Annotated in this window: 19 protein-coding genes, 4 tRNA genes and 1 pseudogene; 6 read left to right on the top strand and 18 right to left on the bottom strand. The window is 55.4% G+C overall.

The features are described from left to right. Positions 1 to 146 precede the first annotated feature (146 nt). Together RDL66_RS08305 and RDL66_RS08300 are read left to right on the top strand one after the other, a co-directional pair. On the top strand, positions 147 to 854 hold the full coding sequence (locus RDL66_RS08305; protein WP_308536472.1) for a response regulator transcription factor: 708 nt from the start codon (positions 147 to 149) through the stop codon (positions 852 to 854). A gap of 1 nt (position 855) precedes the next feature. Beyond that, positions 856 to 2,259 (top strand): HAMP domain-containing sensor histidine kinase, encoded by a 1,404-nt coding sequence (locus RDL66_RS08300; protein ID WP_308536470.1) that lies wholly within the window; start codon positions 856 to 858, stop codon positions 2,257 to 2,259. 241 nt (positions 2,260 to 2,500) lie between these two features. Here RDL66_RS08300 and RDL66_RS08295 read toward each other — a convergent pair whose 3' ends face one another. The 4 genes from RDL66_RS08295 to RDL66_RS08280 form a co-directional block, all read right to left on the bottom strand. After that, entirely contained in the window at positions 2,501 to 3,097 is a 597-nt protein-coding gene (locus RDL66_RS08295; RefSeq protein ID WP_308536468.1) for an isochorismatase family protein, read from the bottom strand. Between the two features lie 101 nt (positions 3,098 to 3,198). Beyond that, positions 3,199 to 3,274, bottom strand: a tRNA-Phe gene (locus tag RDL66_RS08290). Positions 3,275 to 3,309: 35 nt separating this feature from the next. Then, a tRNA-Asp gene (locus tag RDL66_RS08285) sits at positions 3,310 to 3,383 on the bottom strand. A gap of 30 nt (positions 3,384 to 3,413) precedes the next feature. Continuing rightward, positions 3,414 to 3,486, bottom strand: a tRNA-Glu gene (locus RDL66_RS08280). A 112-nt stretch (positions 3,487 to 3,598) separates the two neighbouring features. Between RDL66_RS08280 and RDL66_RS08275 the strand changes: the two genes are divergently transcribed. Both RDL66_RS08275 and RDL66_RS08270 read left to right on the top strand, forming a co-directional pair. Further along, the gene (locus tag RDL66_RS08275) at positions 3,599 to 5,170 is read left to right on the top strand and encodes a mechanosensitive ion channel domain-containing protein (RefSeq protein WP_308536467.1); all 1,572 of its coding nucleotides are present in this window, start codon (positions 3,599 to 3,601) and stop codon (positions 5,168 to 5,170) included. After that, complete coding sequence (locus RDL66_RS08270; RefSeq protein WP_308536466.1) at positions 5,167 to 6,213, top strand: endonuclease/exonuclease/phosphatase family protein; 1,047 nt, start codon at positions 5,167 to 5,169, stop codon at positions 6,211 to 6,213. Before RDL66_RS08275 ends, RDL66_RS08270 begins: the two co-directional genes overlap by 4 nt. 114 nt (positions 6,214 to 6,327) lie before the next feature. Here RDL66_RS08270 and eno read toward each other — a convergent pair whose 3' ends face one another. The 5 genes from eno to RDL66_RS08245 all read right to left on the bottom strand — a co-directional run bounded on the left by eno (position 6,328) and on the right by RDL66_RS08245 (position 13,306). Beyond that, positions 6,328 to 7,605, bottom strand: coding sequence for a phosphopyruvate hydratase (gene eno, locus RDL66_RS08265; protein WP_308536464.1), 1,278 nt, complete (start codon positions 7,603 to 7,605; stop codon positions 6,328 to 6,330). Between the two features lie 166 nt (positions 7,606 to 7,771). Further along, the gene (locus RDL66_RS08260) at positions 7,772 to 8,362 is read right to left on the bottom strand and encodes a hypothetical protein (RefSeq protein WP_308536462.1); all 591 of its coding nucleotides are present in this window, start codon (positions 8,360 to 8,362) and stop codon (positions 7,772 to 7,774) included. A 67-nt stretch (positions 8,363 to 8,429) separates the two neighbouring features. Then, positions 8,430 to 11,927: a transcription-repair coupling factor gene (gene mfd, locus RDL66_RS08255; protein WP_308536460.1), complete on the bottom strand. Its 3,498-nt coding sequence runs from the start codon at positions 11,925 to 11,927 to the stop codon at positions 8,430 to 8,432. A gap of 51 nt (positions 11,928 to 11,978) precedes the next feature. Further along, complete coding sequence (gene pth, locus RDL66_RS08250) at positions 11,979 to 12,647, bottom strand: aminoacyl-tRNA hydrolase (RefSeq protein ID WP_308536458.1); 669 nt, start codon at positions 12,645 to 12,647, stop codon at positions 11,979 to 11,981. Positions 12,648 to 12,679: 32 nt separating this feature from the next. Continuing rightward, positions 12,680 to 13,306: a 50S ribosomal protein L25/general stress protein Ctc gene (locus RDL66_RS08245; protein ID WP_308536456.1), complete on the bottom strand. Its 627-nt coding sequence runs from the start codon at positions 13,304 to 13,306 to the stop codon at positions 12,680 to 12,682. A 394-nt stretch (positions 13,307 to 13,700) separates the two neighbouring features. Between RDL66_RS08245 and RDL66_RS08240 the strand changes: the two genes are divergently transcribed. Next, on the top strand, positions 13,701 to 14,450 hold the full coding sequence (locus tag RDL66_RS08240) for an NADPH-dependent oxidoreductase (protein WP_308536454.1): 750 nt from the start codon (positions 13,701 to 13,703) through the stop codon (positions 14,448 to 14,450). Between the two features lie 23 nt (positions 14,451 to 14,473). Here RDL66_RS08240 and RDL66_RS08235 read toward each other — a convergent pair whose 3' ends face one another. From RDL66_RS08235 to RDL66_RS08225, 3 genes are all read right to left on the bottom strand, one after another. Next, positions 14,474 to 15,445, bottom strand: coding sequence for a ribose-phosphate diphosphokinase (locus tag RDL66_RS08235; protein WP_299295850.1), 972 nt, complete (start codon positions 15,443 to 15,445; stop codon positions 14,474 to 14,476). Positions 15,446 to 15,529: 84 nt separating this feature from the next. Continuing rightward, a complete protein-coding gene (gene glmU, locus RDL66_RS08230) occupies positions 15,530 to 16,993 on the bottom strand; it encodes a bifunctional UDP-N-acetylglucosamine diphosphorylase/glucosamine-1-phosphate N-acetyltransferase GlmU (protein ID WP_308536451.1) in 1,464 nt (487 codons plus the stop codon). A gap of 42 nt (positions 16,994 to 17,035) precedes the next feature. Continuing rightward, positions 17,036 to 17,106 (bottom strand) — tRNA-Gln (locus RDL66_RS08225). Positions 17,107 to 17,378: 272 nt separating this feature from the next. On the opposite strand from RDL66_RS08225, the gene RDL66_RS08220 reads away from it, so the two are divergent. Then, complete coding sequence (locus RDL66_RS08220; RefSeq protein WP_297724610.1) at positions 17,379 to 17,900, top strand: MarR family winged helix-turn-helix transcriptional regulator; 522 nt, start codon at positions 17,379 to 17,381, stop codon at positions 17,898 to 17,900. Here RDL66_RS08220 and RDL66_RS08215 read toward each other — a convergent pair. The 6 genes and pseudogenes from RDL66_RS08215 to RDL66_RS08190 form a co-directional block, all read right to left on the bottom strand. Further along, complete coding sequence (locus tag RDL66_RS08215; RefSeq protein ID WP_308536449.1) at positions 17,897 to 19,042, bottom strand: ABC transporter ATP-binding protein; 1,146 nt, start codon at positions 19,040 to 19,042, stop codon at positions 17,897 to 17,899. The two genes, RDL66_RS08220 and RDL66_RS08215, sit on opposite strands and share 4 nt — an antisense overlap. Further along, positions 19,032 to 19,772, bottom strand: a complete 741-nt coding sequence (locus RDL66_RS08210; RefSeq protein ID WP_308536447.1) for an ABC transporter permease subunit — start codon at positions 19,770 to 19,772, stop codon at positions 19,032 to 19,034. Before RDL66_RS08210 ends, RDL66_RS08215 begins: the two co-directional genes overlap by 11 nt. Before the next feature lie 170 nt (positions 19,773 to 19,942). Then, entirely contained in the window at positions 19,943 to 20,866 is a 924-nt protein-coding gene (locus RDL66_RS08205) for an ABC transporter permease subunit (RefSeq protein WP_308536445.1), read from the bottom strand. A gap of 70 nt (positions 20,867 to 20,936) precedes the next feature. Beyond that, on the bottom strand, positions 20,937 to 22,082 hold the full coding sequence (locus RDL66_RS08200) for an ABC transporter substrate-binding protein (protein ID WP_308536443.1): 1,146 nt from the start codon (positions 22,080 to 22,082) through the stop codon (positions 20,937 to 20,939). Positions 22,083 to 22,202: 120 nt separating this feature from the next. Continuing rightward, positions 22,203 to 23,153 carry a 4-(cytidine 5'-diphospho)-2-C-methyl-D-erythritol kinase gene (gene ispE / locus RDL66_RS08195; RefSeq protein WP_308536441.1) on the bottom strand — a complete coding sequence of 317 codons (951 nt, stop codon included), beginning with the start codon at positions 23,151 to 23,153 and terminating at the stop codon, positions 22,203 to 22,205. Continuing rightward, positions 23,150 to 23,509, bottom strand: a pseudogene (locus RDL66_RS08190) (16S rRNA (adenine(1518)-N(6)/adenine(1519)-N(6))-dimethyltransferase); the annotation flags it as partial. The gene ispE and the pseudogene RDL66_RS08190, both read right to left, overlap by 4 nt.

The following is a 23,509-nucleotide window of genomic DNA, read 5'->3' as shown; positions in this document are numbered from 1 at the left end:
CAGACGTGTGCTCTTCCGATCTATCCCCACCTTGAACTCGGCAACCGAGTATCGTTTACTTGGAGCTAATGCCACCAGATTCCGGTATCTTACACAAATGGTAGGGATACGATGACGTGCAGAATAGGTGCTCAGGAGGCGTGACCATGCATCAGGATGTTTATATACAGGACAAGCGCATACTCCTCGTTGATGACGAGCAAGAACTGTTAGACATGGTTCTGTCAATTCTCAACGAATCCGGCTTTCGCCAAATTACTACGGCTAGATGCGTGAAAGAAGCCCTCGAAGTGGCTCAGAAGGTAACACCCGAATTAGCAATCATCGATGTGATGCTTCCCGATGGCACCGGCTTTGAGTTAATGAACAAATTAAAGCAATACGCCGACTGCCCTATTTTGCTGCTCACCGCATGTGGTGAGGATGAAGATAGGTTTAAGGGGTTTAGTTTAGGTGCAGATGACTATATCGTAAAGCCATTTCACCCTAAAGAGTTAACGTTTCGCATCATGGCTATACTAAGGAGAAGCTATCGCGGAGAAAATCCCATAGTGACACTGAGAAATAGTCAGATTGATTTTTCCTTGGCTGAAGTAATAAAGGATAATGAATGTATACCCCTGACTGCTAAAGAACATGACATCCTCTCCGCCCTATACCGGAACGCCGGTCGTATCGTAACGATTGAAGCATTATGTGAAGCCGCCTGGGGCACCAATCCCTTTGGGTACGAAAATTCCTTGATGGCGCACATACGGCGCATCAGGGAGAAAATAGAACGTTATCCTTCACAGCCCGTTTCCTTGGTCACGGTAAGGGGACTGGGCTACAAGTTGATTCTAGAGGAGAAGTAGCATGAAAAGCGTACCGAAGCTCATACACCGGTTCGTAAGCATTTTCCTGCTCAGCTCTTTATTCATAATTTTACTGAACATTATTGCACTTGCCGTTCTCGTAGCAAACTATGCCCCCAGTGAAGATGCATCTCCCTACGCCATCGCCCGGGCAACTGGAAAAGCCTTACAGGTTTCTCCTCACGGGGAATATGCCTTATCAGATAGCATGTCTACAAAATTAACCGAGGAGAGAGCGTGGGCGATTTTAATAGATAACGAGACATTAAAAGTCATATGGAGAACCCCAAACGCTCCACAGACCATTCCAAATTCTTACACCTTGTCAGATATAGCTGATTTGAGCACCGGGTATCTTGACGACTACCCTACCTACACCGGCAGAAATAATCATGGCGTGGTTGTAGTCGGATTTCCACACCATAGTTTTTGGAAACATACCCAACCGAGCTGGAACTATAGTTTCATTTCTAACTTTCCGCAAATCCTCCTGAGCATATTATCTATCAACATTCTGTTGATCTTCGGAATTTATCTAACTGCCAACACCAAGTTCCTCAAGTCGGTCAATCCAATCACCAAGGGCATACAACAGCTGTCTAGGGGAGAGAGTGTCTCTGTTCCTGAGACTGGAGTCCTTTGGGAACTCGCCGCAAACATCAACTCTGCCTCTGACATATTGCAGCAGCAAAAAGAACAGTTGAGAAGGAAAGAAACCGCTAGGGCGAACTGGATTGCCGGGGTTTCCCACGATATCCGGACCCCGCTCTCGATGGTTATGGGCTTTGCCGGTCAGTTAGAAAATTCACCCCAGCTTTCGGACCCAGACCGTAAAAAAGTGACGATGATTATCAAACAAAGTGAACGAATGAAGAACTTAATCCGAGACCTCAATCTCGCGTCCAAGCTCGATTACAACATGCAACCACTGATGATTCAACCGCACAATGTTGTTGCCATCGTTCGACAGACAGTCGTAGATCTCATAAATATGAATCTGCCAAATGGATTTTCGATAAAATGGCTCACTGACGAAAATCTAGCCTCTTGCAATGTCAACGTAGACCAGGATTTACTGCAACGAGCCCTCTCAAATCTGCTCTATAACAGTATCTCCCATAACGAAAATGGCTGCACGATATACGTATCCGTCTCTACACAACACAATAATTGCATTATCTGCGTCGAGGATGATGGAATAGGCGTTTCCGCTCCAGAATTAGAACAGCTCAACCGTACTCTGCATTATATGATTTGTGACACCAGCACCGCTGAACAGCGACATGGCTTAGGACTGCTCATCGTGCGACAGATTGTTGACGCCCATAAAGGAACGGTCACGATAAGCCCGAGCAAACATGGCGGCTTAAAGGTGACTCTATCAATACCGCAACAGACTATTTAGCACCCCTCCCCTACTTTCACAATTCGCAACTCGGCACCCACTTTTGTTTTCATTGTGTGTTCCGGCGCCCTCACCATCCAACCGGGCAAGCAGCAGACACGTCATCCGCACTGTCCCGGCGTACTGCGGGTTTGGGCGGCGTAGAGAGCGAAAAGGTGCGAGACGATGTCCGCCTCATCGCTATCGGACGGCAGACCGTAAGCTGCCTCGGCCGAGACACCCTGCGGCAAAGTCCGTGGGGTCAGTCCTCTTCTTTGAAAGCGTCAGCGCTGGGAATCTCATCTACCCCGGCCTGCGCCATCTCTTCGCGCGCGGCTTTGCCAAGATTCTCTGAAACGGGCACGGTGAGGTCCTCAAACACTCGGGTTGGCCAACCCAAATCTAGGGCATCCAAAGCGGTGTCCTTCACGCAGTGCGATTCGGCGATGCCGACCACATCTACGTCGGTGATGTCGGCACGACGCAGAATCTCCTCCAGGGTATCTCCCGCCTTGTTCACCCCTTCAAAACCGGAATAAGCCGCCGCGTACTGACCTTTCTTAACGGAGTCATCAAAGGGGAGGGCGGCGATAGCGTCGTGCAGTTCCGCTTGTGCCGTGCCCGCCACGCCGTGAGGCGGCCAGGTGTCGACAAAGTCGGGGTCGTCAGAAAAATGCTCCCCTGGGTCGACGTGCCAATCCTGAGTGGTGACGATAATCTCATATTCGTCCTCATATTCGGTGACAAAGTCCGCAATCCGCTCCGCGACGTCGTTGCCGCCCACGACCCCTAAAGCTCCGCCCTCGCAAAAGGTCGGTTGGACATCAACAATCAGCAGGGCGCGTTTCTTTTCGGCCATATGTTCCTCCGTCGTCTTGGGGATACCTCTATTATGACCTGCAAAAGCCGTTAACGAAGCCGAAGCGTAAAAACCAAAAATCCCCGCTTTGCGCGAGGACTTGGTGGCTCCGACCGGCGTCGATCCGGTGACCTAACGATTTTCAGTCGTTCGCTCTGCCAACTGAGCTACAGAGCCAACGTTCGTCTTAGCTTGTGGCCATCGACGAACTGCGACCCTGACGGGACTTGAACCCGCGACCTCCGCCGTGACAGGGCGGCGCGCTAACCAACTGCGCTACAGGGCCATTCAAACCGCAAGCCCAAAGGCTTACTTGTACTCCCAACGGGATTTGAACCCGTGTTGCCGCCGTGAAAGGGCGGAGTCCTAGGCCGCTAGACGATAGGAGCGTCGCCTAAGCCCAGGGGGCTAAGGACTTGAAATAGTTTAGGTGAAAAAAGCCACAAGTGCAAAACCTCGCTTCCCCCGGTCAGTCCGAGCTCGATAACCTATGCTAGAGACATGAGTTTTGTGTTCAGCCAGACCCCGGAGCCCAATCCAACCCCGGATACCCCCGTTAAGGAAGTCCTGGAGACGTCCCTGGACGTTATGGCAGTTCTGGCTGCCAGTTTGGTCTGTATCGTGGCTTTACTGGTGGCTGCCCAAATCATCGGGTTCTTGTTGCGGCGCTGGGGACGCAAGCACCGACTGGTTAAATATCTGGAGCGTCGTTCTCGTGTCGGCGGGTCCTTGACCTGCGTCGCCTTGGGGGCGACTATCGGATGGCAATGGACTGTACGCAACCCCAACGTCCCTGGTTACGACACGATTTCACACGGCTTGCTGATTTTCATGATTATTGCCATGACGGTGTGGATGATTGAACTGTGTGCCGTCCTGGAGGACATGACCCGGACACAGCTTGAGGGCGGGGCGAAGCCAAACCGTCTGGTGACGCAGGCCCAAGTCATGCACCGAGTTTCACAAGTTTTCTTTGGGGTCTTCGGAGCTATCGCGATAGCGCTGACGTTCCCAGAAGCGCGTGCGGCCATGGGGTCGGTGCTGGCTTCTGCCGGCATTATCTCCCTGATTGCTGGTATTGCGGCACAAGGGGTGTTAGCCAATATGTTCGCCGGGCTCCAGATTGCTTTCTCCGACCCAATTCGGGTGGGCGATGTGGTCGTGGTGCAAGGTCAGCAAGGTACGATTGAGGAAATCACGCTGACGTATATTGTCATTCATCTGTGGGATGAACGGCGCCTCATCCTGCCGTCCAAGAAATTTACCGAGGAACCTTTCGAGAACTGGACCAAACGGGACACCAATTTGTTGGGGGTCGTGGAGCTGCGAGTGGATTGGCGTATGCCGTTGGCGGCTTTCCGCAACGAAGTGGACCGGTTGTTGTCCGAGACGGACTTGTGGGATGGGCGCACCGCCAGCGTGCAGGTCACAGACAGTTCCGAAGACACCATGCTGGTGCGTTTGGTGGCGAGCGCCGCGAACTCCGGGGATTTGTGGGATCTCAAGTGCTACCTACGAGAACGCCTGATTGAGTGGATTGACAGGGAAGCTCCCTATGCCTTGCCGCGTCGCCGCGTGGAAACCGAAACCGTGACGGAAGTACAGATGCCCGTTGATGAAATCGAGATTGAAAAACAGGCTCGTGAACTGGCTATCGCCACAATCCGGGAAGCGAATGGTGAACGTCACGCCGCGGCCGCCGAAAAACAGGAACATGAAGCGGCCCCGACCAGCCCTTACGGGGAGCCACTTCTGGACCAGTATGCCCGTAAAATTCAGGAAAAACGCCGCTCCTGGCGTTCTAAGGCCCGGCGTCTAGATGAAAGCATGAGCGAAACGCCGGGACTGCTTCTCCCCTCCCAAGATGCCCTGCAAGACACCAGGGTGTTGAGCACCACCGCCACGATGGCTGGTGACCGACTCTTTTCCGGAACTCCTGACGCAGAGGAACGCCGCAAACTTGTCACGGGGCCGAAACAAACTGAACGCAAACCGACTGCTGACAGCGACACCAAGACCAAAGACACCACGACCAAAGGCACCACCCCACCTTCTGAGGAGGCTCAGAAATGAGCCGGAATAAGCGCTCTCGAAAAGCCACTTCTGCCCCAACCCGCTCAACCCCCGAAACTTTGCCGAATCCGGATTACCTGCGGGTTATTACCTGTAATTTGCAGTGGGGTACCCCAGCGGAGGGATGGCCCGATGTCCAAAAGGCAAATTCGCGGGTAGAAGCATTTATCCGGGGCTTGGGGGAACGCTGCCGCAGCCTGTTCAAATCGGGTTCGGTTAATACCCGCACCCAACTGACCGAGGAAAATTTTCGGCAGACTGCCCGGGTTCTTCAGAAATTAAAACCGGATATTTTGGCGTTACAGGAAGTTGACAAAGGACAGCGACGTTCCGGCTACGTCCGCCAAGCACGCGTGCTGGCGGAATCTTTACACCTGCCCTATTGGCGTATCGGGGCGTCTTACGCGGGCCAGTCCCAAGTCCTGCACCGCCGCCCTTTGGACAGCGAGCTAAAGGCGGAAAGCGGGTACGGTATCGCTCTGCTCTCCCGCTGGCCGGTGAAATCTTGGCATTTCAAACGGCTCGGCAGGGTTCGGGCACGCATAGTGTGGGGCAGCGACCCGTGGAAGGGTTTTTCTCACGGCTTTATCGAGGGGTTACGTGACCTTCCCGATGCTGCAAAAGGGACCGGGATTCGGTTTGGTCAGATGCGAGTGCTGTTGGCGGCCCGGCTGGTTACTCCGCTGGGGACCGTAGCGCTAGGCACGACCCACCTGGAAATTCACCGTCCCACGGCTGCTTCTCAGCTGCGGCGCGCCTGGCGTTCTCTCTATCACCTGCGTTCTGAATCATGCCTGCTGGTGGGGGATTTCAATCTGCGTGATTACCATATCGACAAGGTACTGCAGCCTTTACCTGCGGAACAACACCCGCAGCTGCACGGGGCTATCCCGTCATATCCGGCTGATAAGCCGTGGATTGCCTTAGATCAGCTGCTGGGCAACGGTTGGGAGTTAGTGAGCGAACCGCGAGCTTTGCGTCTGCCCATCTCGGATCACCGGGCGGTCATCTATGATTTGCGCCCCGTCAAGGCCACTCAATAACCCCCGGACTCGCGGTATCAACTCGCCGGGAGGGGCTAGGCGAGCCTCGGCAGGGAAAAAGTTCCCAGGCTGATGATGTCACCAGCCTGGGAAACTTGTAGAAACGGAATGAACTTAGCCGCGGAAGCGCGGGAATGCGGACTTGCCGGCGTAAACGGCGGCATCGCCGAGCATATCCTCGATGCGCAGCAGCTCGTTGTACTTGGCGACACGTTCGCTACGAGCCGGCGCGCCGGTCTTGATTTGGCCGGCATTGGACGCCACCGCCAAGTGCGCAATCGTGGTGTCCTCGGTTTCGCCCGAACGGTGCGAAGTCATGGTGTGGAATCCCGCCCGGTGAGCCATTTCAATAGCCTCGAGGGTTTCGGTTAGGGAACCAATCTGGTTGACCTTTACCAGCAGGGCGTTTGCCACGCCTTCCTTAATACCGCGCTCCAGTCGTTCGGGATTCGTGACGAACAGGTCGTCGCCCACCAGCTGCACCTTGTCGCCAATGGCGGCGGTGAGTTTCTGCCAGTCTTCCCAAGCTTCCTCATTCAGCGGGTCTTCAATGGAAACAATCGGGTATTTGTCGATGAGTTCCTCGTAGTATTTCTCGAGGTAGGCTGCATCGCGGGCTTCGCCCTCAAAGTTGTACTTGCCGTTTTCGTAGAATTCGGAAGAGGCCACGTCCAAAGCCAGCGCCACATCCTTACCGGGGTTGTAACCGGCCTTTTCAATGGCGACCAGAATCAAATCCAGCGCTTCCGCGTTAGACTCCAGGTTCGGCGCGAACCCGCCTTCATCACCCAAACCGGTGGCCAGACCCTTATCCTTCAGAACGGACTTCAAGCAGTGATACACCTCAGCGCCCATCCGTAGCGCTTCGGCGAACGTTTCGGCACCAATCGGCGCAATCATGAACTCTTGAATGTCCACGTTGGAATCCGCGTGGGAACCGCCGTTCAAAATATTCATCATCGGCACCGGCAAGACGTGAGCGTTGGGACCGCCGAGGTATTCAAACAGTTCCAAACCGGCGTCCTCGGCTGAGGCTTTCGCTGCTGCCAGGGACACGCCCAGAATCGCATTCGCCCCCAGCTTGCCCTTATTGGGGGTACCGTCCAGGTCCATCATTGCCGCATCAATTGAGCGCTGCTCAACGCTGTCAAACCCCACCAGTTCGGGGGCAATAATGTCGTTCACGGCCTTGACTGCCTTGAGCACCCCTTTGCCCTGGTAACGTCCTTTATCACCATCACGGAGTTCCACCGCTTCGAACTGGCCGGTCGATGCACCGGAAGGAACCGCAGCGCGAACCATCCCCCCCTCGTACTCGAGCTCGACTTCGACCGTGGGGTTACCGCGGGAATCGAGAATTTCGCGACCGTAAATGCTTTCGATGATTGCCAACTGAGTCTCCTTATGTGAAAGGTTGATAATGTTGCCGCTCCACCCCGAATAGGGTACAGGCAGCCACTACTATTCTTTCGTAAAAATGCGCATTTGTCCGGGGATTTCTCCCCGGACAAACAATTTATCCGCGAATTAACTTTCCGGCTCTCGCCGCAGTTTTCTCTTACTGCTGCGCTTGCCCCATCATCTGCATTTGTGCGGCGCGATGCTGAATTATCTGGATAGTTTGATTCATCCGATTCGACAGCTTCGCCTTCTTTAGGTCAGAACCAGCCTGGTAAGCCTGTTCAATCTGGGCCGCCAACTGCGAATTGACCGGTGGCACGCCCAGCTCGTTAGCGGCCTTCGGATCCGTGGCGGTAGCACACAGCAACAGTTGCATGACATCACGAGTTTCCGGGGACATCTGTGCGGAGTCCACCTTAAACAGGTCGGTTTTAATTTCATCGAGCTGCGGGCACTGCGAGAGCAAATCCTTGCCACCTTCCTTGAGAGTCCGCAGGTAGTGCAGAGCATAGATGCGCGCGGTCTGCAAATCCGGCGTGTCGTTGAGGTTTAATCCTGCGTCGGAAAGTTCTTTGGTGACTGTTCCGAGTTGCGCTTCGGTGACGACCCATCCGTCTCCGTAAGCGGCTACTCCTGGTTTTGCTTCGCATCCGCTCAGCAGTCCCCCCGCGAGCGCCAGCGCGGCGACGCCCGTCATCAGCTTGGTTGCGGTTTTAGTGGTTTTGGTCACGAGGGACTGTTCCGCCATCGTTTTTCCCTTCAATAGTCCGGCCCAACGTTCCCATCTTAGCTTTTCTTTGACCGGGGAGGGAATTTTAAACCAGGGGTTTGATGACGCCTCGAATGACTTTCTCTACCCATTCCATGAGCTCTCGGTCCACAATCGGAGTTTCGCTCAACCCATTTTTCCTGGTTGGGGCGGGAATAAATAATTCGCGCGTGGTCAGTTTCACCCGCGCCCCCGGATACAGGCGCTGCAGACGCGCCATCTGCGAATCCGCCAGCTCTACGGGCTTAAAGCGAATGAATTTGCCCATCACCTTAATCTCTTGCACCTTTTGGGTCCGCGCCAAGTTCCGCAGTTTTGCGACTGCCCCCAAGCGTTCCAACGGTTGCGGAGGGCGTCCGTAACGGTCGGTCATTTCCTCCAGTAATTGGTCGATTTCCGTATCCGTGGTGGCCGAGGACAGACGCGTATAGGCGTCGAGACGCAGCGACTGTACATCCAGATAGTCCTCGGGAATGTAGGCATCTATGGGCAGCTCAATGGACACACTAGTGTCTTCGGGGGCTTCCTGACCCTTATAGGTCGCCACCGCTTCGCCCACCATGCGCACATACAGGTCAAAACCTACTCCAGCGATGTGTCCGGACTGTTCGCCGCCCAACAGGTTTCCAGCCCCGCGAATTTCCAGGTCTTTCGTAGCGATGGCCATCCCGGATCCCAGCCCGGTGTTGGTTCCAATCGTTTTCAGCCTCTCAAAAGCCGTTTCGTTCATAGTGGTGCCGGGCGGATAGAGGAAGTAAGCGTAGCCACGTTCCCGCCCGCGCCCGACTCGTCCGCGAAGCTGATGCAGCTGGGACAGGCCAAAGCGGTCCGCATGGTCCACGATTATTGTGTTGGCGCTGGTCACATCCAACCCGTTTTCGACAATAGTCGTGGACACCAGCACATCGAATTCTTGGTTCCAGAAATCCACCATGACCGATTCCAGCTGTTTTTCCGACATCTGCCCGTGCCCCACCCGAATCCGCGCTTCGGGCACCAGCTCGGCGAGGTGAGCGGCAACCCTATTGATGGATTGCACCCGGTTATGTACGAAAAATACTTGACCGTCACGCAAAAGTTCGCGCCGGATGGCGGCCGCGACCTGTTTATCCGAGTAGGCTCCCACATAGGTCAAGACCGGGTGGCGGTCCTCCGGCGGGGTGGTGAGGGTGCTCATGCCGCGAATCCCGGTGATGGCCATCTCCAGAGTGCGCGGAATCGGGGTGGCGCTCATCGTCAAAACGTCAACGTCAGCACGCAAAGCCTTGAGGGCTTCCTTGTGCTCCACCCCGAAACGCTGTTCTTCGTCAATCACCACCAGGCCCAGGTCTTTAAACCGGACATTGCCCGACAGCAGGGCGTGGGTTCCGATTACCACTTCGATGGAGCCGTCTTTCAACCCGGCTTTAATCCGGGTGGCATCCTTAGCTGTGGTAAAGCGCGACAGTGCGGCTACGGTTACCGGGAACCCCGCAAAACGGTTCGTAAACGTTTCGGCGTGCTGGCTGACCAGCAGGGTCGTCGGAGCTAGAATCGCCACCTGCTTGCCATCCTGGACGGCTTTAAAGGCCGCGCGAACCGCTATCTCGGTTTTTCCGTAACCCACATCACCGCAGATGAGCCTATCCATCGGAACGGTTTGTTCCATGTCATGCTTGACTTCATCAATAACCGTGAGCTGGTCGGGAGTTTCCACAAACTCGAAACTGTCTTCCAACTCGCGTTGCCACGGGGTATCCGGGCTGAAAGCATACCCTTTGGAGGCTTGGCGAATGGCATAGAGACGCACCAGTTCCCGGGCGATTTCTTTCACCGCTTTGCGGGCTCTAGACTTGGTTTTTGCCCAATCAGCCCCGCCCATCTTTGATAGCGCCGGGGACTCCCCACCCACATACTTCGAGAGTAAGTCCAGAGAATCAGTAGGCACCCACAGTTGATCGGCGGGACCGTTGCGTTTGCTGGGGGCGTATTCCAACACCACGTATTCTTTCGCGGTGGTTTCCCGGCCTCGCCCCATGGTGCGTTTCGCCAGTTTTACGAAACGCCCGATGCCGTGGTGCAGGTGAACCACGTAGTCGCCCTGGTTCAAAGTCAGGGGATCAATAGCTTTGCGTCGCCTGGCGGGAAGGTTGGCCTTGTCCGAGGCGTGGCGGGACTTCTTTTTGCCCAAGACCTGGGCCTCACTCACCACCAATAGTTGCGCTGCGGGGACCTGGTAGCCCTCGTCCAGGGGGGCCACCGTGATCTGTACCGCGCCGCTGCTAGGCGCTGTGGCATCCGCAACCACTTTCGCCGGAACGTCCGCCTCTCCCATGACATCCCGCAGACGGCTCGCCATCCCCCTACCGGTCGTAGTAATCACTACGTTCCAATTTTCTGACACCAAATCGCCGATTGTACCAATCAGTCCAGTTTCTCCGGCGGGGGGCTCCATCGCGATTTGTGCCCCCACGTTCTGAGCGTTCTCGCCCACCGCAAAAGGAGAGACGAACACGGTGTCCATGCGCGCCTCTTGGGCAGCGGCATGGAGCTGTTCCAAGGTCAAAAACGAAGCCTGTTCAATCTCCAGGGGTACTTCCCCACCGCCCGCGGCCGCCGACCAAGAAGCTGCCAGGAACTCTTGGGTCGTTTCCACCAGTTCTTTCGCGCGCGCCTCCAAACGGGGACGATCGGTCGCCACCAGACGGGCTCCGGGCGGCAGCAGGGAAAACAAGGGCACCATTTCTGCCCCCAGCAGCGGGCTCAGGGATTCCAAGCCTTCACCGTACTTACCCTCGGCAGCCAGATTCAGTATTTCGCCAGCCTGTGGCATTTGGTCGGCCAGGCTGGCGGCCCGTTCCCGCGCCGCATCGTCGAGGAGTAGCTCGCGGCAGGCTGGGGCGGCCAGCTCCCGGATGTCGCCGCCGAAAGTTCGCTGATCCGTTGCCGTAAACGCCCGAATGGTGTCTACCTCGTCGCCAAACAGTTCGATACGCACCGGATGGGCGGCCGTGGGAGAAAAAACGTCAATCAGACCCCCACGCACGGCAAACTGACCGCGCGCCCCCACCATATCAACACGTTCGTAGCCCAAACGCAACAAATCCGCAGCCATGGTGTCACGGTCATAAGTGTCTCCCACCTGCACCGTAAACAGAGGATAGTCGGCGATATGGGCGTTCACCGGGGCTAGCGCAGCCCGCATGGGCATGACCAGGAAATGAACCGCATCTTGCGGGTCGGGATGCGTCACCCGATGTAAAGCCCAAATCCGGCGCGCCATCGTATCAACGCGAGGGGAAAGCCTCTCGTGGGGCAATGTTTCCCAGTCGGGAAACAACTCCACTCCGACGGTGTAGGCTCCCAGTTCACGAGCTAATTGGGTAGCGGCGCGGGTGCTCGGCGCGAGAACCACGGTTAATCCCTCGTCGCCGCCGGGCAAACCCGCGATGAGCGGGGCATAAAAACCGGGGGGTGCCACGTATTCGTAAACAGCACCCGCCACTTCAGGCTCCAGGCCTGCCAAAGCAGTCCCCGTCGCTTTCAGTAAACCGTGCAAACTCATGAATGAACCTGACCCCCTCAGCTCAGACCCGGCATTCGAACACGCCGCCCCTTACTTGGGGTTGCCCAAATGTAACCTGGCTTGAGCTTTTGCCAGACCGTTTTCCGCAATATCCGTCACACACTGTACCGCTCGGTCCAAAACCTCATCGAGAGTACCTTGCTGCGACTTCGGGATACGTCCCAAAACCCAGTTAATGACGTCAAACCCCCCGCCAGGGATTTTGACCGGACGACCAATGCCAATGCGTAAACGCGCAAAGTCTTTCGTGCCCAAAGCCTTTTGGATGGATTTCAACCCGTTATGCCCGCCATCGCTGCCGCCAACTTTTAGCTTGGCGTAACCCATTTCGAGGTCTAACTCATCATGGACCACCAGCAAGCGCTCTGAGCCAAGCCGATAATAGTCCAGCAGTTCTTTCACCCCCGGACCGGATTCGTTCATGAAAGAGCCGGTATGAGCCACGATAATTTTGGGCGCGTCCACTCCGTATCCCAAACGTACTGTCGCCACGCGCGCCACCACTCCCGCACGCGCCAGGGACTGATTTCGATACGCCTGACCCGACTGCCCCACGAAGCGATCCGTGACCATATATCCACAGTTGTGCCGGGTTCCGGCATATTTTTCACCGGGATTGCCGAGCCCCACCACGAGCCAGGTTCCCTCCTTGTCCACCAGACGAGAGGGATCCAAACGTGGTTCGTGAGTGGGGCTCATCAGCAATCCAAGTAAGTGTCAGAAAACCGCTATTACTCAGCGGATTCTTCGGTTTCTTCCTCAGTTTCAGCCTCGGTGGTTTCTTCTTCCGCCGTCGGGGCTTCCGGAATGTCAACTTCTTGCGGAGTGGTGACGCTCAAAACGATCGCTTCCGGATCAGTCTTGGCTTCCACGCCTTCAGGCAGCTTGATGTCGGCAACGCTCAACACCACACCGTCTTCCAAGCCATCCACGCTGACCTCGATCTTTTCCGGAATAGCAATAACCGGAGCAAAAATTTCCATGTTCAACAGGTCTTGGTTGGCAACCAAACCGGACTTGGGCTCGCCGATGATCTCGATAGGCACTTCCACGTCCACCTTTTCGTCGGCCTTCACCAGTAGCAGGTCCATGTGCATAATCTGGCGCTTTACCGGGTGGCGCTGAATGTCCTTGACCAGGACCATCGCCGGGTCTTCGAGTCCTTTCAAGGAAATAACGGCGTTAGCGTTGTCCTTAACCAGCAGGAAAGTGTCGTGGTAGGGCAGCAACAGGTGCACCGGATCCGTGCCGTGACCGTAGAGTACTGCCGGAATCTTGTCAGCAACTCGAGCGCGGCGAGCAAAGCCCTTACCGAAATCCGTGCGCTTTTCAACTTGCAAAGTGGGGTTATCAGCCATTTGTATCCTCCAAAATATGTAATCAGTTTGCGTTTTCCCGGGAGGACCGCGGAATTCTGTTGCAGGATTTCCTTTCCAAAGTTTCGTTGTTCCCCTCACGGGTGAGCAGACGACTCCGTTCCTGCCATAAGACAGAAAAACCCGCTCTGCTCAATAAGCAGAAGCGGGCGAAGGGCATCCAGCAAAGTTACCGGGCCGCGTCGATAACGGTTCACGCTGCGGCTTGACCGCCGCGCTCCCCCTCGCCGAGGCAACCCATCAATGATAGCGAAACCACCGCAATTTTACTAATTTGTGTAACGTTAACCTCCTGTGCCTCTCGCTGTGCAAATATTAATCTGACTAGATTCATTATTTGGGTATACCTAAAGGTAAAGTATGAAACAATGATTTCATGAATGAGACCATCGATGTCCAGCTAGAACATCGCACCATCCGCGAGTTCAAATCGGATCCCATCCCTGAGGACACTTTCCAAACCCTGATGGACGTAGCCATGCACACCCCCACGTCCCGGGGGATTCAGGGTGCCTCGATTATTCGGATTAAGGATCAAGCAAAGCGCGAAAAGCTGGCTGAAATCGGTGGTCAGGAATATGTAGCCCGCGCCCCGGAGTATCTGCTGTTTATCGCAGACTTAGCTCGGGGAGCAGCCATTTTGGAAGAAATGGGTTTGTTCCCCCAATCGGCTGCCACGATAGATACGTTCCAGGAAGCCTTCACCGATGCGGTTCTCATGGTTCAAAACGTGGTCATAGCTGCCGAGTCTTTGGGGTTAGGAGCCAATATTTTAGGCAATATTTTGAACGAGTCCAAAGGGGTAATCGAGGCTATCGGACTGCCCCCCTACACTTTCCCAGTACTGGGCCTAACCTTGGGATACCCCGGCGAAGAACCGCAATCGAAACCGCGGATGCCCAAAGAGTTCCGGGTCATGACCGACACCTATGTGCGTCCGGATTCCTACCTAGAAGCCCTCAAGGATTACGACGCGCAGATGCGCGAATACTATGACCTGCGCAATAAGGGCAGGCGTGAGGACAAGTTTACGAATCAAATCTTCCAGAAACTCGGCAAGGTACGCAACCGCCGCGCCTCCATCCTGGATGACATCGAATCTCAGGGATTCCTCATGCACCCCTAGGTTCCAGGGGAATCACGCCCGTTTTACTCGAACAGGGCGGTCACGGAGCCTTCCTCAAAGACCTGGCGAATTGCCCGGGCCAGCAACGGCGCAATCGGCAAAACCTTGAGCTGCGGGAAACACTTATCCGGAGGAATCGGCACCGTATCTGTAACGATGACTTCGCGGGCTCCGCATTCGCTCAGGCGCTTTGCCGCCGGATCAGAAAACACCGCGTGCGTCGCCGCTACCAGCACATCCTTGGCCCCGGCGTGCTTCAAAACCCCCACGGCTTCCGCAATCGTGCCACCAGTGTCAATCAAGTCATCGACCAGCACGCAGGTGCGCCCTTCAACATCACCCACCACACGGTTGGCCACAGCCACATTGGGACGGGAGGTGTCACGAGTCTTGTGCACAAAAGCCAGAGGGTATCCGCCCAGACGGTTCGCCCACTTTTCAGCCACGCGAATCCGGCCCGCATCCGGAGACACCACGGTCACGTTGTTCAAATCCACGCGGGTGCGGACATAGTCAATCAGCACCGGCATCGCCTGGAGATGATCCACCGGACCGGTAAAGAAGCCCTGTTCCTGCGAGGCGTGCATATCGATACTCATCAAACGGGACGCCCCGGCAGTCTTGTACAGGTCCGAAATGAGACGCGCCGAAATCGGTTCGCGTCCCTGGTGTTTCTTATCTTGACGGGCATAAGGGTACAGCGGAGCAACCACGGTGATGCGCTTGGCGCTGGCTCGCTTCAGGGCGTCAATCATGATGAAGTGTTCCATCAACCACTTAGAGACATTGCCGGAAACCGACTGGATACAAAACACGTCGCAACCGCGCACCGACTCGTTGTACCGCACATAGATTTCGCCTGAGGCAAAGTCGTAAATCGTAGTCGGCAGCACCTCCACGTCAAGTTCTTTGGCAACCTGTTCAGCCAGTTCGGGGTGCGATCGACCCGACACAATCACAAGACGCTTGCGCGGGGTATCAAACAACTCTGCCATTCGTGTGTCCTTCTTTTATCGGAGTTTTTCTGTTGCTGCAAAGGTATTAATCATGGCTTTTACCGTCCCTTTCGTCCACCGGGACTATTTCGTACCATCCGCGCTGTCTGGGGGATTCCCTCCGGCTTGCTCAGCCCGCATAGCCTCGATGGCGGCGATAGTTTCGGGACGATTCTTTGCGACCCAGCCGGGAATTTGACGCATCTGAAAGTCATTGACCGCCAAGTTCCCCTCCGGGATATCTTGGCGGACGATGGTTCCTCCGCCGGTATAAACACCGTCGCCGATATTGACCGGGGCAATGAACACGTTATTGGCGCCGGTTCGGCAGTGTGACCCGACATTGGAGTGATGCTTATGTACCCCATCGTAGTTTGCAAAGATAGTGGCGGCGCCAATGTTGGTGCCTTCCCCGATGGTGGCGTCGCCCACATAAGACAGGTGGGGAATCTTGGTGCCTCGCCCGACTTGAATGTTTTTCGTTTCGCAAAAACCTCCGACCTTTGTGCTTTCCGACAGTATTGTTCCCGGACGCAGGTAGGTAAAAGGCCCGATGTAGGAATGTGCTCCAATTTCAGAGGAAAGCCCATGAACCCGAAAGACTTCCGCGTCGTCTCCGACTTTCATGTCGATAAGCGTCGAGTCCGGCCCGATACGGCAGTCCTCGCCGATGCAGGTGTGGCGGCGCAACTGCGTATTGGGGTAAATCGTAGTGTCCTGTCCGATGGTCACGTCGGCATCAATCCATGTCGTAGCCGGATCGATGATGGTGACGCCCTGTAGCATCCAGTACCGAGTGCGACGGCGATTGTATTCGGCCCGCAGTTCGGCCAGCTGCGCCCGGTCGTTGCAGCCTTCCGCTTGCGCCGTGTCTGACAGCAGCACCGAAGAAACCCTGAGACCTTCGTTCCGAGCAGCTTTGATGGTGTCAGTCAGATAAATCTCCCCTTGGTCGTTGTTTGTCGACAGGGTCGGTAAGCAGCGATTTAAGAATTCGGCGTCGAAAGCATAAATCCCGGCGTTGACTTCTTTGATTTGCTTTTGTGCGTAAGTCGCGTCGCGTTCCTCGACGATACCGGCGACGTGTCCGGCCACCCGCTGAATTCGCCCGTAACCGAAAGGGTTGGCTATCTCGGTAGTCAGCAAGCACAAGGCCGCCCCTTCGTCCTCGCGAGTTTCCGCCAGGGACAGAATCGTGGAGGAATCAAGCAGGGGCACGTCGGCGGAAGTCACCACCAAAGTCCCTGTCGCAGCCCCCAGTTCCTCCAGCTTTTGCAAGGCGCACCACACGGCACGACCGGTACCGGGCACATCGTCCTGGTGAGCAATCACGATGTCAGGATTAACCGCCTGAGCTTCGGCAGCTACGGCCTCGGCCTGGTGACGAACCACCACCACGATGCGTTCCGGTTCGATTTCCATAGCGGTGTGGATAGCGTGAGAAAGCAGGGTGCGCCCCGCAAAGGAGTGCAAAACCTTGGCTTTCTTGGACTTCATACGAGTGCCTTGGCCTGCCGCCAAGATAACGATGGTGCTGACGTTGGTCATGTTCCTATCCTAACGCCTTGCCCGCCCCTAAAAAGCAAAACGTTCCGCCCCCAGGATTCGAACCCAGACTAAAGGTACCAAAAACCTCTGTGCTGCCATTACACCAGGGCGGAGTGCGCCACCAACTTCCAGTCGGAAACAGCGCCCGTCTATTTTGCCATTTTTCAACTTTTTTAGAAAGTCGAGGCTGCTTAACTTTCCTGTATGTCGCGAGCATCGCAAGTACTTGCAGTACTCTCAAATTTTTTACACTTTGCAAGCACCCCTCTAGAGACTTCCAATAGTCCCCAGGAAGGTATTTCGAGACCACAAAGATTTTCTCTGCGACAAAGATTCTCGACCTCGAGTAGTATTAAAGAAATTTTTCCCGCAATAGGACGGTGCTATGGTTCCCCCTTCCGCTTTACCCGACAGTGACGAAGTCGACGGCATCCTCAAGGCTTGGCGCTCTCTGCTGCCCCATGCCGATTTAACTCCACTTTCGGTATTCTCCCGAGTCTCCCGCCTCGCTCGCCACCTCGACCAGGCACGTCGTGAAGCGTTCTCCTCAGTAGACTTGGAGCCCTGGGCCTTCGATGTGCTTTCCGCCCTCCGCCGAGCAGGAGAGCCCTTTTCCCTGACACCCGGCGTGCTCATGCAGCAATCGCTGGTGTCCTCCGGGACCATGACGAACCGCATCGACCGGTTAGAAGAACGCGGACTGGTACGCCGCTGCGACCACCCGGAGGACCGCCGCGCCATTCTGGTGGAACTCACCGAAGACGGCAAGCGGCACGCCGATGCCGCGATAACCACACTGATGGCTACGGAACGGGGTTGGTTAGGAGATCTTTCCGAAGCGGACGTAACCGAATTGGCGCGCCTACTTCGGTCGGTACTCCTCCCCTTCGATGCCCAATCTCGCTAGGAAACCTGCGAAGGTTGTCTTTCCTCGACCTGCGTCACCACTTTTATGGGGTTAGATTGGGGGACGTCGTCAGGAGACACCGCCAATACAGCTTTCGGCTCAATCCGCAGCGCCACACGTTGCCCTTTCGTGACCATCATGGATTCCGAAGGCGTTATCTGAGACGTCAACGTGATTCCCGAAGGCATCTCCACCTCGACTTTCGCGGTAGATCCCAGGAAAGTCAGGTTTTTCACTACGCCTTGATTGGCTAATCGGGGGGCGTTGGGCTGTACCATCTCCAGCTGCACGGATTCGGGACGCACCAAAATTGTGGCTTCCCCGTCGGTACGTTTCGTTGAGGTTTTTAGAATCGGAATTTCTTGGTCCCCTACGAAAGCTGAGCCATCCCGAATCACAGCGGGAATACGGCTCGATTCACCGATGAAAGTCGCCACGAACTCATTCGCGGGCTCGTTATACAACTCCCAAGGCTCAGCGATTTGCTGCAGCTTACCGTCTTTCATCACACCGACCCGGTCGGCCACAGCCAAAGCCTCCTCCTGGTCGTGCGTCACGAACAGGGTCGTCAAACCGGACTGCAGCTGAAGTCGGCGGATTTCTCCGCGCAACTGCACCCGCACTTTGGCATCCAAAGCCGAGAGCGGCTCATCGAGAGCCAATACGGAGGGTCGTAACACCAAAGCTCGTGCCAGAGCAACCCGCTGCTGCTGACCCCCGGACATTTGGTGAGTGTACTTATCGGCTTGGTTGGACAAGCCCACCATCTCTAGGGCTTCCATAGCCTGACGGACGCGATGTTTAGAGTCGACCTTGCGCACCGTCAGCCCGAACTCTACGTTCTGGCGTACTGTCATATTGGGAAACAGGGAATATTGTTGGAAAACCATCGCCATATTCCGCTTTGCCGCGGAGGTGTGGGTGATGTCTTGACCGTTGACCACAATTTGGCCCGAGTCGACCTGCATCAAGCCTGTCAGAGCCCGTAACGCGGTCGTTTTCCCGCATCCCGAGGGTCCCAACAGCACAACGAGTTCTCCACTGTGAAATTCACAGTTGAAATGATCCAGCGCCTGGGTGCGCCCGTATTGTTTGTTCAGATCCCGAAGCTCAACCTCGGCACCAACAGCCTCATTTGGCATTTTTCTCTCTCTTCTTTTTCAATTCGTAGCTCACGATTTCCAACATCATCAACACCACGATGCCAAACACCATGGTCAGCAGAGCCAGCGCGGTTGCCGTCATAGAGTCGTCTTGACCCAACTGGAAAATAGCAACCTGCAGATTGTTGCGATTCAACAGCGACGCAATGGTGAACTCTCCCAGCACCACGGAAATAGTGATAAAGGATGCGGCCCCAATGGCTCCGCGAAGGTTGGGGATAATGACTTTGAACATGACCGTAGACCACGGTGCTCCTAGGGAACGAGCGGCTTCTACCAGGGTCTTTACCGGAATCGTCGAGAACCCGGCATCGAGCGCCCGATACGCGAAGGGCAGCGCCAAGATGGTGTAGGCAAAAGCTAGCCAGATTGGATGCGTGTTCAACAGGTTAATCGAAATAAATCGATATATCGGCCCTAAACCCACCACCAGCACAATGGCGGGAATCGCGAGGGGAAGCAGACAAATAAACTCCACCACGCGAGACAGTTTGGAAGGGCGGATTTTTAGCGCCAGCATGGTTGGCAACAGCAACGCCAGCATCAGCACCACCGTAAACACGCTCAATCCCAAGGAATTCAACACACCGTCCCACAGAATCGACATATCTGCCCCAGAGGCGGTGGTCCCCGACAAGCTAAAGATGGATTGCCAAGCCCCGCCCGACCACGCCCCGGTGAGGGGAAACCGCACCGAAAAAATTAACATACCCAGCAGTGGTATAAATAAAAACAGCAGTACGGCGACGAGGATTACCCACTGATAAATGGCTACGCCCAGGTGCGTCTGCCACTTACGGCTTGCCCGGCGCGACGTGGCCTCGGTGGAAGGGGCTGTCAGTAGGGCATTCGCTTTGGAATTTATGGAATTAGTGAGGTTTACTCCCATTTCGCCGTCCTCTTTTGCAGTTGTGCGTAAGCTGTCATCACCACAGCCACTACGACCACCATCAACAGGGCGAGCGACTGCGCGAACCCGTTTTGCCCGATGTCTTGCTCATTACGCAGCGCACTTTGAATCATCAACGGCACCAGGATGGAGCGTTGCGTAAACAGTGCTGCCGCGGTGGCGTAGGCGGAAAAAGCATTGGAAAATAGCAGCAAAAAAGCACCGAGGAATCGCGGCCACAAAATCGGACCCGCCACCCGGAACCAATAATCCCCAGTCGAGCCCCCCAAGTTCAGGGTCGCTTCCTTCCACTGGGGACGCAGCGAGTCCATCGCCGGTAAGAACACGATAATCATCAGGGGAATCTGGAAGTAGCAATACACCAGCACCAGCCCCGGCAGGGAGGCCAGCCAGTTAGGATCCGGCTGAATTCCGGTGGCCGCGAACAGAATCTGGGTACCGATACCGTTAATCCCGATGGTGGCGATGAATGCAAAAGCCAGCATGACCCCGCCAAACTGAGCCAATACGGAAGATACGGCATTGATTAAGCGGCGCAGCAAACCGGTTTGGCTGGAACGAGCCACTAGGGCATAACAGGCCAGCGCCCCCACCACGGCCCCAATCAGAGCCGACGCAATGGAGACGATAACTGAAGTACCAAGCGATTCTAGAGTGTTCTTTTCTCCCAAACGCGCCAAGTTTGCCAAGGTAAATCCCCCCGTCGCGCTGGTGAAGGCTCCCGCAATCACAATCGCGGTGGGGGTGAGCAAAAATATTGCCACATAGAGGAAAAACGGGATAGTGACCAGGTTTGTGGACTTGCGCCGCCGCTCTGACGAGGGGTACCAGGTCTTTGACTGGGCTAGTAACTGTCCGCGCCAACCGGTTCGTACATTGACTTCTGGTTTCACGTCTGTAGGCACGAGCCGGGAGCCCGGATCAGTATCCGAGCTCCCTGGCCGTGTATCTTCTTGAACAGGCTTAGTTGCCAATAGCCTTGTCCCAATTCTGCTGCAACCAAGTGGTGATTCGAGCCGAATCATCCGGGCTGTAAGTTAACGGAGGCTTAGAGGTTTCAATTAAGGTGGCTTTGGCGTCGGCATCAATGGTGCCGTCCTTTTCCATCTGTTCCATCAGCACCGGCATTGCCCCGCCCTTCATCCAGAGGTTCTGAGCTTCTGGAGTATAGAGGAACTCCTGCCACAAACGTGCCGCGGCTGGGTGGGGAGCTTCCTTGTTGATGGCCTGCTGGTAATAGCTGCCGACCTCGGTGCCGGGGAACACGATGACTCCCCATTCAACTCCCTGACCCTTTAAGCGGTCACGAGTCGAAATTTGGTTGTAGGACCAGTCGAACACTGCGGCAGTCTGACCGGAATCGATGGTGGCCGAGGTCACATCAATGGTGTTCAAGTTACCGAGGCTCTTGAGTTCCTTAAAGAAATCCAGACCCGGCTGGAGGTTTTGCAAATCCCCACCATTGGCCAGATTCGCCATAATAAAGCCATTGAATGCCGCCCCGGCTTCCGCGGGTTTTCCGTTGAGCGAGACGACGCCGGCAAACTTCGGGTCTTTCAAGTCCTCGATGGACTTGACATCACCGTACTTGGTCTTATTCCAGCCCAGAGACATCACACCGGTGTAATCCGGGGTGTACAGCTTGTCTTTATTCTTAAGTTTCGGATCAATCTTTGCTGCCCCTTGAGTTTCGTAAGCCGCAAAATACTGGGTGGAATCCACGGCTACCGCTAAACCAACGTCAACGGTGTCCGGGGCTTTATCCGTCCCAGCGTTCGTCTTAATGGCATCAATTTCTTCTTTCGAAGACGCATTGGGACTCTGTTCGTTTACGGTGATTTCGGGATATTTCTTTTTAAACGCCTCAATCACTCCCCCCCAGTTTGACCAGTCGTGGGGCAGCGCAATGAGGTTCAACTGCCCCTCTGCCTTCGCCGCTTTTTCCAGCCCTTCCATTCCCCCAAAGTCATCAATGGAAGCAGCTGCCTGGTACTTCGTCTTGTCTGCGGCGCTTTCTGCATTTGCTGCGCTGCCGCCACAAGCTGTCAATCCCAATGAGGCGCTGACCAGGATAGCGGCGCCTGCCATCAGAGAAAATTTCTTGTTCAAGGGTTTTCCTTTCCTGAAACTTTATTAGCAATCTCAGGTTAGGAAACTCGCGTTAGGACTTACCTGCTTAATTTGTTAAAGCTATGTAAGTTCAACTTTTTATTTGTTAAATCTTGTGGATTAGGAGCCCTGATTTTCGCCGTTTACCGGTCCAACGGCGCTGAAAACTCGTGCTACCAAAGGGTGGGCGCCGAGCCTCTGTGCCACTTTTTCTTGGGAAGTTGCGTCTGAGCATAAGGCGGCGATGGTCGGACCGGAGCCAGAAACGATAGCTTTCAAAGCCCCGGCCTGTTCTGCGGCGGCGATGACTTGGGATAGTTCAGGGAAAATGTGTAGGGCACCGGCCTGCAAATCGTTGTGGAGGTATCCGGCCAGCTCGGTGATGTCCCCGTCCAGAGCTGCCAAAAAGTCTGGTGAAAGCGCAGCGGGCAGTGGTTGCGGGTGAGGAACCAGCTGGTCGAAAGCCTCAAAGACTTTTGGTGTGGACAGTCCACGGCGGGAAACAGCTAAGGCCCAATAACATTTTGTACCGCCCGGTAAACTATGCATATTGTCACCGAAGCCGAGCCCCAAGGCGTTTCCCCCGGTTAGGCCGAAAGGGACGTCCGCGCCTATTCTCGCCCCCAGAGACTGCAACTCCGCAAGGGTGAATCCCAGTTGGTAAAGCACGTTCGCCGCGTAGAGCACGCCAGCGGCATCGGCTGACCCGCCAGCCATACCGCCCGCCACCGGAATATTTTTCTCAATCTTGATGCTGGTGAAAGGTACTTCGGTGCCGGTATCCCGCAAGGCCTTCAGTGCTTTGAGCGCCAGATTTTCCGGTCCGTCCAGGTTCTTTGGTCCGGTCAATCCCGGTGCCAGCACGGTGTGCACCACATCGGTCTCGCCTGTATCACGAGGTTCCACAGTCAAGAATTCCCCGAGGTCCAGGCACTGAAATACCGTCGATAGTTCGTGGCGGAGCTGTCCTGGTGGTCGCGTTCCTACTCGGAGCAGCAGGTTGACCTTTCCAGGAGTAAACACTTTAAGGCGCCGCCCCGATTGGTTTTCGAGAATTCTCACTCCGCTCATTTTGTATCGCTCGTTCCATAAAGTTTTGCGGCCGCGATTTTTGTGAAGTCTGTGACACTGAGACGTTCGGCACGTAGGCCCGGCGAGATACCGGCCGCCTCAAGCAAAGCGGCGGACGCATCAGGGGAGCCAGCATATCCAGCCAAAGATTGCCGCAAGGTCTTGCGGCGCTGAGAAAATGCCGCGTTCACCGCCGCGAATACTTCCTTCCTTAACGTCTCGACTGCCTCATCCGTCAAGCCATCGGGGGTCAGTTTCAGGTCCTCCAGCAGTCTCTGACGTACCTCTAAACGCCGAAAATCCACTACGGTCGAATCCACATTCGGGGCGGGATAAAACACATTTCGCCCCACTTT

The organism is uncultured Mobiluncus sp. (genome assembly GCF_902488535.1).
In the GTDB taxonomy this organism is placed as follows: Bacteria; Actinomycetota; Actinomycetes; order Actinomycetales; family Actinomycetaceae; genus Mobiluncus.
Note: the sequence above shows the minus strand (reverse complement) of the source record. Positions and strands in the feature narration are given on the sequence as shown.

Bases quoted from the DNA above. Each gene is read 5' to 3' on its own strand.
- RDL66_RS08245 (WP_308536456.1), bottom strand. From the start codon at position 13,306: ATGGCTGATAACCCCACTTTGCAAGTTGAAAAGCGCACGGATTTCGGT.
- RDL66_RS08215 (WP_308536449.1), bottom strand. From the start codon at position 19,042: ATGCCAAATGAGGCTGTTGGTGCCGAGGTTGAGCTTCGGGATCTGAAC.
- RDL66_RS08260 (WP_308536462.1), bottom strand. From the start codon at position 8,362: ATGGCGGAACAGTCCCTCGTGACCAAAACCACTAAAACCGCAACCAAG.
- ispE (WP_308536441.1), bottom strand. From the start codon at position 23,153: ATGAGCGGAGTGAGAATTCTCGAAAACCAATCGGGGCGGCGCCTTAAA.
- RDL66_RS08210 (WP_308536447.1), bottom strand. From the start codon at position 19,772: ATGTTAATTTTTTCGGTGCGGTTTCCCCTCACCGGGGCGTGGTCGGGC.
- RDL66_RS08300 (WP_308536470.1), top strand. From the start codon at position 856: ATGAAAAGCGTACCGAAGCTCATACACCGGTTCGTAAGCATTTTCCTG.
- RDL66_RS08270 (WP_308536466.1), top strand. From the start codon at position 5,167: ATGAGCCGGAATAAGCGCTCTCGAAAAGCCACTTCTGCCCCAACCCGC.
- mfd (WP_308536460.1), bottom strand. From the start codon at position 11,927: ATGAGTTTGCACGGTTTACTGAAAGCGACGGGGACTGCTTTGGCAGGC.
- RDL66_RS08305 (WP_308536472.1), top strand. From the start codon at position 147: ATGCATCAGGATGTTTATATACAGGACAAGCGCATACTCCTCGTTGAT.
- RDL66_RS08295 (WP_308536468.1), bottom strand. From the start codon at position 3,097: ATGGCCGAAAAGAAACGCGCCCTGCTGATTGTTGATGTCCAACCGACC.
- RDL66_RS08275 (WP_308536467.1), top strand. From the start codon at position 3,599: ATGAGTTTTGTGTTCAGCCAGACCCCGGAGCCCAATCCAACCCCGGAT.
- RDL66_RS08235 (WP_299295850.1), bottom strand. From the start codon at position 15,445: ATGGCAGAGTTGTTTGATACCCCGCGCAAGCGTCTTGTGATTGTGTCG.
- glmU (WP_308536451.1), bottom strand. From the start codon at position 16,993: ATGACCAACGTCAGCACCATCGTTATCTTGGCGGCAGGCCAAGGCACT.
- RDL66_RS08240 (WP_308536454.1), top strand. From the start codon at position 13,701: ATGAATGAGACCATCGATGTCCAGCTAGAACATCGCACCATCCGCGAG.
- pth (WP_308536458.1), bottom strand. From the start codon at position 12,647: ATGAGCCCCACTCACGAACCACGTTTGGATCCCTCTCGTCTGGTGGAC.
- RDL66_RS08220 (WP_297724610.1), top strand. From the start codon at position 17,379: ATGGTTCCCCCTTCCGCTTTACCCGACAGTGACGAAGTCGACGGCATC.